Here is a 6704-nt window from a genome sequence, read left to right as displayed (position 1 = left end):
GACAGCTGTAATGAAGAAATATGTAAAGAAAGTATTATACTCTAGCAACAGCACTAGCTGCTCCTAATATCCCTAACAAAGCATGTTCAAATGTTAATCCACCTTGCAGATATACGATATAGGGTGAGCGCAAAGGCCCGTCGGCACTTAGCTCTATTGATGATCCCTGAATAAAAGTCCCACCTGCCATAATGACTTGGTCAGTATATCCCGGCACTGAGCCAGGTACAGGCCGAACATGCGCATCTACCGGGGAATATTGTTGCAAGCCTTGACAAAATGCAATCATTTTCTCTGGCGATCCTAATTCAATAGCTTGAATAATATCGCTGCGTAATTCATCAGGTTGTGGCAAAGTCTTATATCCTAATAAACTAAATAATAGCCCTGCAAATATTGCTCCTTTTAAAGACTGGTTTACAACATGTGGTGCTAAAAACAACCCTTGATAAAATAAACGGATATCAGCAAGTGTTGCCCCCAGTTCGCCCCCTAATCCCGGGGCTGTTAACCGCCGTGCGGCCATATCAACCAATGCCGCTTTACCAGCAATATATCCTCCGGAAGGTGCTAAACCTCCCCCCGGATTTTTAATAAGTGATCCAGCCATTATGTCGGCACCAACATGTGTCGGCTCAACGATCTCCACAAATTCACCGTAACAGTTATCAATAAAACAAATACAATCAGGCTTATGTTTCTTAATCTCAGCACATACCGCCCTGATTGCTTCAACACTTAACGGCTTACGCAGGCTATAGCCCCGTGAACGCTGAATAAGCGCAACTTTGGTATTATTGCCAATATATTTGCCTATCGCACCGATATCTACGCCACTGTCTATCATGGGTATCTCTTGATAACTAATACCACACTCTGTTAATGAACCTGGAGTTTGTACAGCGTGGCCAATAACAGTTTGCATGGTGTCATATGGTGCTCCGGTAACTGCTAACAATTCATCTCCGGGGCGCAACAACCCGAATAATACGCAGGCTAAGGCATGAGTTCCAGATACAAACTGGGTCCGTACTAACGCCTTTTCCGCTCCGCACAATTCAGCCCATACGACGTCCAGACGTTCTCTCCCACTATCGCCATACCCATAGCCAGTAGTTGTGCGAAAGAGGTATTCAGAGACTTGATGGTCACGAAACGCCTTAAGCACCCTGGCAGTATTCTGTTCTGATATGTCGTCGATAGCTGCAAACAATGGTAAAGCCTGTTTAAGAGCTTTACCTTTCAGAGTTGTAATATTTTCAGGGAATAGATTCATCTATCATTCATCTCCTGGTACATAATTTTTATAACGTTCAAATTGCTCCGGCGTTAATGACACTGAAATACTAATCCCCTCCGGCTTATACTCAATTGAATTTACTGAAGCAATATCATATAACTTGGATACAAGACCACTATCGTCATAAGGTACTAATAACAGGGTATCTACCAGAATTGCTTTAAAATTATCTTCGATCATGCTGAGCAATTTATCCAGGTTTGTCCCTGTAGACGCAGACACGGCAATATTGCCTGGTTCCCGGAGTATACGCTCCATAACATGCTGACTATCTATTTTGTCCATCTTATTAAATACGGTTATAACAGGCTTGGTATCTGCCCCCAACTCCCGGAGCACCTGGTATACCGCATTGCTTTGCTGCTCATATTGAGGGTGACTGACATCAATAACATGAAGTAATAAATCAGCCTGAACAACTTCCTCCAGTGTACCGCGAAATGCGGCAATTAACTGATGTGGCAACTTCTGAATAAAGCCAACTGTATCTGTTAACAAAAATTCCTTACCACTAGCCAGCTTAGTTCGCCGGGTAGTAGGATCCAAGGTCGCAAACAACTTGTCCTCAGCCAGCACCCCCGCGTCGGTCAACTTATTCAGCAAAGTGGATTTTCCGGCATTGGTATAACCCACTAGTGCCGTTGTTGGTATTCTCGCCGCCTGGCGACGTTCACGATGCAAATTCCGATGCTTTTTTAGATTCTCGATCTCTTGTTCGATATCATTAATTCTTGAACGTATCCGCCGCCGGTCAACCTCAAGTTTTGTTTCTCCAGGGCCTCTTGTACCTATACCGCCCCCTAAACGTGACAATACCAGTCCTTGCCCGCCCAAGCGGGGAAGATTGTATTTTAACTGAGCTAATTCAACCTGCAACTTCCCCTCATGCGAACGTGCCCGTTGTGCAAATATATCTAATATTAGCGCCGGTCTGTCAATGACTTTAATCCCCAGCGTCTGCTCTAGGTTCCGCTGCTGAGCAGGTGAAAGTTCGTCATCAAAAATAATGATATTAGCATTTATCTCTTGGCGGATAATGCTAATTTCCTGAACCTTGCCCCGTCCAATAAAATATGTTGAATCAAGACGGCTTCGCTTCTGCCAGACTGAACCTACAACTTCAGCCCCCGCAGTTTCGGCTAATTGTGCTAATTCACTGAGGGAATCATCAACATCCCAGCCACCTTGACGTTCAACGCCAACTAATAGTGCTTTTTCAGATTGGGCCATATTAGATATTACATCTTTACTTTCCAGTTGGCGTTCAATCTGGTTCGTCAGATAACCCAAATCAAGCTGTGCAAACTCTGTTAAAGACAGTGGACCGACTGTCCCTGCGTCATAACTGTCAGTTGTATGCCCTGAAATAAAACCAAAGCTAATTTCCTGGATACCCTCCCTAACACCAATCGCAGTCATAATGTCGAATCGCATGGCTTTAAGAGATGACAAGTCCACATTGCTTAACCGGCTGTCCCCTCCTGGATGGGTATGGATGCATCTAATACCACTTAGACGGTTAAGAGCTCGCCTGCCATCAGTTTCTGGCAGCGACACCGTCTTGGTGTCGCCAACAGCTACCTGAACAACACTGCCCCGGCGGTTAATATAAACGGCAACTTCCCTGTTTAACAGCTCTGTTATAGAAGCCATCCTCTCAGCAAGTTCACTGGTAATTGTCTGGCTAAAAGGAACTGTGAACTCATATAATTGTTCCAAACTATCCAAAACGTTCTTTTTAATGCCGGTCGTTTCTCCATATATCTCAGGCAATTATGAAACACCCCTAACTTTAAGCTATTATTAGATACTTTACAATATTTTTGTTATAAAGTCTCCAAATCCCTGCTATTTTTTTCATCAATCGTCATCTTTATCCAGTATTCCTCACAAATCACACATTTTCCGTGCTCCAATGATTGTTGCCGCAACTTTAGCGGCATAACCGCTTCTGTTTCGGAGCAACCTGTCGCCCATCCCTGGCGTTTACCAAGAATATAACCTAATAAGAAAACATCATTCCTAAAGCAATATAGATCATGTTCGCACCCGGTCGGTAGCTCATTAAGCCCAGATACGCTCAGGATGCAAATCAGCATTAATAAAAGCAGCTATCTGGCGGTATAACGCCGGAAGGCTGCTTTAGTTAAATCTTTCCAAGTTGGGTGATCTTTAACTTTAGCATTGCAATAAAGCTAATCGCATTTTCTAGCTGCTGCTGGGCTTCATCCCGGCTCACAACGTAGAAATCATCATAGTCCGTCTTATTTCTCACTCTAAAGGCATTAGACAACATCTGATAATAGGTTGTGTCAATCTTGCCGGTAGCAATGTAATGCTGATTGAAGCAACCTATTATAGCAGAGTATCGCTTAGAGTCAAAGCTGTCCAAGGCTAATAACGCTCTAGTCGCATGGAACATAGCGTAATATGATCGATTAATGGAATTTGCTAAACGGTCTTTTTCGTAAGCGTCCTGGGAGTCGGCCAGACACTCTTCAGCCTTATTTAGTCTATACTTAGCTAATTCTAACATTTCAGCTTGCATAAAACTCTATCCCCTCCGTTTTAACGTTCCGGTAAAACGGCAAATATGGAACAGTTCTTATCAATAATGGAAGGAAGAACTCCATATTTAATTGAAATATCGGTCATAAGTTCTGCTATCCCGTTATTATATTTCTTCAGCTCGTTATCGTCGATATCCACAAGCACCATAATATCCATATCTGAATACTCATCTTGCTCGCCACGGGCGTAAGAGCCAAAGAGTATGACCTGGCGCAGGGAATCGCCAAACAAATCTTTCATTTTAGCAATTATTTCACTCATAATGATAGCAACACAGGACTCTTGCTCAGCAACTTTGGACATCCTCATCACCTCTTTGTATTCCATCATCCATAAACATATTGTAATCACGGTTGATCAGCCACTAGAATTAGTCAACACTTTCCTGCCATAAGCCATTCGCTCAAGACACCACGATAATACTATTTTACCAAAAAAACATATATAAATATACTCCTAGCAATAAAACCGGGATAGTATCGCCGCCCAAAATAAACCCAACTGCAAAGAAAGCACTAGAACCGGCGAATCACTCGTACAATTCCGTTAATGCATCTTCAGCGCGGACTGCCCGCTATCTTGTTTATCAAATTCTTGACAATGCTGGTTTACCAAACAAATATATGACGCCAGCAAAGCTGCCTCTCATTTATACTGTAATTAACATGTTCCTGGAAGCAAAAATCAATCTGCTATTTTACTGCAAATTTGGGGAAAGCTACCAAATACGTGAGCTTCCGGCGTTGCTCCCCACTACAGTAGCGAGACCGCATAGTAATTTCACTATTCCTTTTCATATTGCACATTTTTTTCCGCCGTCATTGTCTGCAGCCAATATTCCTCACAAATTACGCATTTCCCCTGTTCTAGTGATTGTTGACGCAGATTGAGCGGCACAACCGCTTCTGCTTCCAAATAGCCTGTCTCCCAGCCCCGGCGTTTTCCCCAAATATAACCTAACAAGAACGCAAACAGCATACTTAAAACAATGTATACTATCATGGCCGCACCCGTTCATAGCCCATCGAGCCCAGATAAATCAGTGTACTCCCAAAGACTACAGGAAATAACAGCTCTTCATTAATGCCCCAGGCCGCCACTATACAGATTACGCCCATAACCAGGCACTCTAAACCACCAAAGCGGTTAGCCATATTGCGCTGCCCCGCTATATGGTCACTATGCGCATCCAGATAATCATCGAATAATTGGACTGCCAATACAAAACTAAAAGAGAAAAACATAGCATTCCAGCCAAATAACACAATACCGGCAGTAAGAGCAAGCAACGACTCCTGGAATCCGTTTAACCTGCTCGGAAATTTTTCACGCATACTGTTAAACATGCCAACAACATAGCTGGCCAAAAATAAGGACAAACTTAACGTGGTGTTAATGCCGGCTGCCAATGCCAGCAAAAACATTGCATAGAGCATAGTTCCCTGACCTAAAATTTCAGCCCAGTTAGTTTTCCCGGCTATAGCATCAAACTCTCTATCTAAATAATCATCGGCTAATTTAACAGCAGCCGAACAACAAGCTACTGCCGCAGCTGTGGATAAAAAATTAAATATTTCTTGCCACATAAGCCTTCACCTCTCTAAAGCCCTGGTTATATAAGGCTGAAATAGGAATAACCGTTGCCTTGGGAAATTCAGATGCCAGTCGCGGCAAATTTTCTTTGGCTGATCCAAGATCAATTTTATTACCCAATAATATATAGGCATTACGAGCTATACCATAATTATAAAACTCATAATCAATACTGGCTTGATTAGCTGCGTGATCTTTCTTGACATTAGTTAGGTCGATTAAATGCAATATAAAATCCGCTGACCGTAACAGCCCGATAGTCTGCGCCATCCCTTTTCGGATTCCTTCGTCGGCATGTATTTGCTCACTTACACCACAGGTATCAGTAAGCTTAAAATTAACTGCCGTTTTTCCAACTGCTATGTTTAAAACTATTGACTGTAATGAACGGGTTTTATGTAAATCTATTCCACATAATTGTCTTTTTGCTTCTTCAAGCGGGAAATGTCGGCAAGTCATTAACCCGTCAAAAGTTCTAAAGGTTACATCAATGTTTTTTGCACCTAAATATTTAGCAAAATTAAGAGCAAACAAGGTTTTACCAGAATTAGGACGCCCAATAATTACACACTCCCGCATTACTCCACCCCCGTTAAGTCACACGGTTCTATAACCATCAATTCCTCCCTAGTTGTAGAATGCTTGCGGATTAGACGGACGGCCTGCCGCCTGATAGCCTTCTCGATAATATTCCGCACTGTACGGGCATTACCAAAATTATCATCACTGGAATTCGCAGGAGGGTTTAGCAAGCTCAACAGCGCTATCTTGGCCTGACTATTTAACTGATATTGGCGTTTGGCACAAAGTTGCTCAGAAATTTGTAACAGCTCTTCCTTATTATAATCAGGAAAATCAATATGTATTGGGAATCGTGAGCGTAAACCAGGATTGGTTTGGAGAAATTTTTCCATTTCTTTCTGATAACCTGCCAGAATTAATATAAGTTCATCTTTATGGTCCTCCATGGCTTTCACGATACTCAGAATGCAAATCAGCATAATAAAAGCAGCCTTCTAGCGGTATTACGCCAGATGGCTGCAGCACTATCAAAGTCGTAAGTTTCCGATTTTAGAAATGCCTCAATTCAAGGAAGTATAGTCATACTTCCGTATAGTTAATCTGCGCAGGATCAAATCCTAAATCTCTTATAACGTCTTCCAAATTAGAGTAATGTTGACCTGCGTTAAAATTAGGATTTAAGTCTCCAAAATTAGTAATAATTGTTATACTGTAACTC

At 42.3% G+C, this 6704-nt stretch carries 8 protein-coding genes; all 8 read right to left on the bottom strand.

Annotated features, from left to right (window positions below; all coding sequences use genetic code 11):
* Positions 1-34: 34 nt before the first annotated feature.
* Positions 35-1276, bottom strand: a complete 1242-nt coding sequence (locus VN379_RS10735) for an aminotransferase class I/II-fold pyridoxal phosphate-dependent enzyme (protein ID WP_325533636.1) — start codon at positions 1274-1276, stop codon at positions 35-37.
* Positions 1277-1279: 3 nt separating this feature from the next.
* A complete protein-coding gene (gene hflX / locus VN379_RS10730) occupies positions 1280-3073 on the bottom strand; it encodes a GTPase HflX (RefSeq protein ID WP_325533634.1) in 1794 nt (597 codons plus the stop codon).
* A 373-nt stretch (positions 3074-3446) separates the two neighbouring features.
* Positions 3447-3848: a HEPN domain-containing protein gene (locus VN379_RS10725; RefSeq protein ID WP_325533632.1), complete on the bottom strand. Its 402-nt coding sequence runs from the start codon at positions 3846-3848 to the stop codon at positions 3447-3449.
* 20 nt (positions 3849-3868) lie between these two features.
* Complete coding sequence (locus VN379_RS10720; protein WP_325533630.1) at positions 3869-4174, bottom strand: nucleotidyltransferase domain-containing protein; 306 nt, start codon at positions 4172-4174, stop codon at positions 3869-3871.
* Between the two features lie 480 nt (positions 4175-4654).
* The gene (locus tag VN379_RS10715) at positions 4655-4873 is read right to left on the bottom strand and encodes a hypothetical protein (RefSeq protein ID WP_325533628.1); all 219 of its coding nucleotides are present in this window, start codon (positions 4871-4873) and stop codon (positions 4655-4657) included.
* On the bottom strand, positions 4870-5457 hold the full coding sequence (locus VN379_RS10710; protein WP_325533625.1) for a hypothetical protein: 588 nt from the start codon (positions 5455-5457) through the stop codon (positions 4870-4872). The genes VN379_RS10715 and VN379_RS10710 overlap by 4 nt, the downstream gene beginning before the upstream one ends.
* A complete protein-coding gene (locus VN379_RS10705; RefSeq protein ID WP_325533623.1) occupies positions 5438-6043 on the bottom strand; it encodes a GTPase domain-containing protein in 606 nt (201 codons plus the stop codon). Before VN379_RS10705 ends, VN379_RS10710 begins: the two co-directional genes overlap by 20 nt.
* Positions 6043-6465, bottom strand: a complete 423-nt coding sequence (locus VN379_RS10700; protein ID WP_325533621.1) for an AAA family ATPase — start codon at positions 6463-6465, stop codon at positions 6043-6045. Before VN379_RS10700 ends, VN379_RS10705 begins: the two co-directional genes overlap by 1 nt.
* Positions 6466-6704 lie beyond the last annotated feature (239 nt).

This window comes from Sporomusa sp. (genome assembly GCF_035561255.1).
GTDB lineage: Bacteria > Bacillota > Negativicutes > Sporomusales > Sporomusaceae > Sporomusa.
This window is presented reverse-complemented; position numbering and strand designations above follow the sequence as displayed.

What these genes read in the sequence shown, in the direction of transcription:
- VN379_RS10705 (WP_325533623.1), bottom strand. Translation starts at nt 6,043, where the DNA reads ATGCGGGAGTGTGTAATTATTGGGCGTCCTAATTCTGGTAAAACCTTG.
- VN379_RS10725 (WP_325533632.1), bottom strand. Translation starts at nt 3,848, where the DNA reads ATGCAAGCTGAAATGTTAGAATTAGCTAAGTATAGACTAAATAAGGCT.
- VN379_RS10720 (WP_325533630.1), bottom strand. Translation starts at nt 4,174, where the DNA reads ATGTCCAAAGTTGCTGAGCAAGAGTCCTGTGTTGCTATCATTATGAGT.
- VN379_RS10710 (WP_325533625.1), bottom strand. Translation starts at nt 5,457, where the DNA reads ATGTGGCAAGAAATATTTAATTTTTTATCCACAGCTGCGGCAGTAGCT.
- VN379_RS10700 (WP_325533621.1), bottom strand. Translation starts at nt 6,465, where the DNA reads ATGCTGATTTGCATTCTGAGTATCGTGAAAGCCATGGAGGACCATAAA.
- VN379_RS10735 (WP_325533636.1), bottom strand. Translation starts at nt 1,276, where the DNA reads ATGAATCTATTCCCTGAAAATATTACAACTCTGAAAGGTAAAGCTCTT.
- VN379_RS10715 (WP_325533628.1), bottom strand. Translation starts at nt 4,873, where the DNA reads ATGATAGTATACATTGTTTTAAGTATGCTGTTTGCGTTCTTGTTAGGT.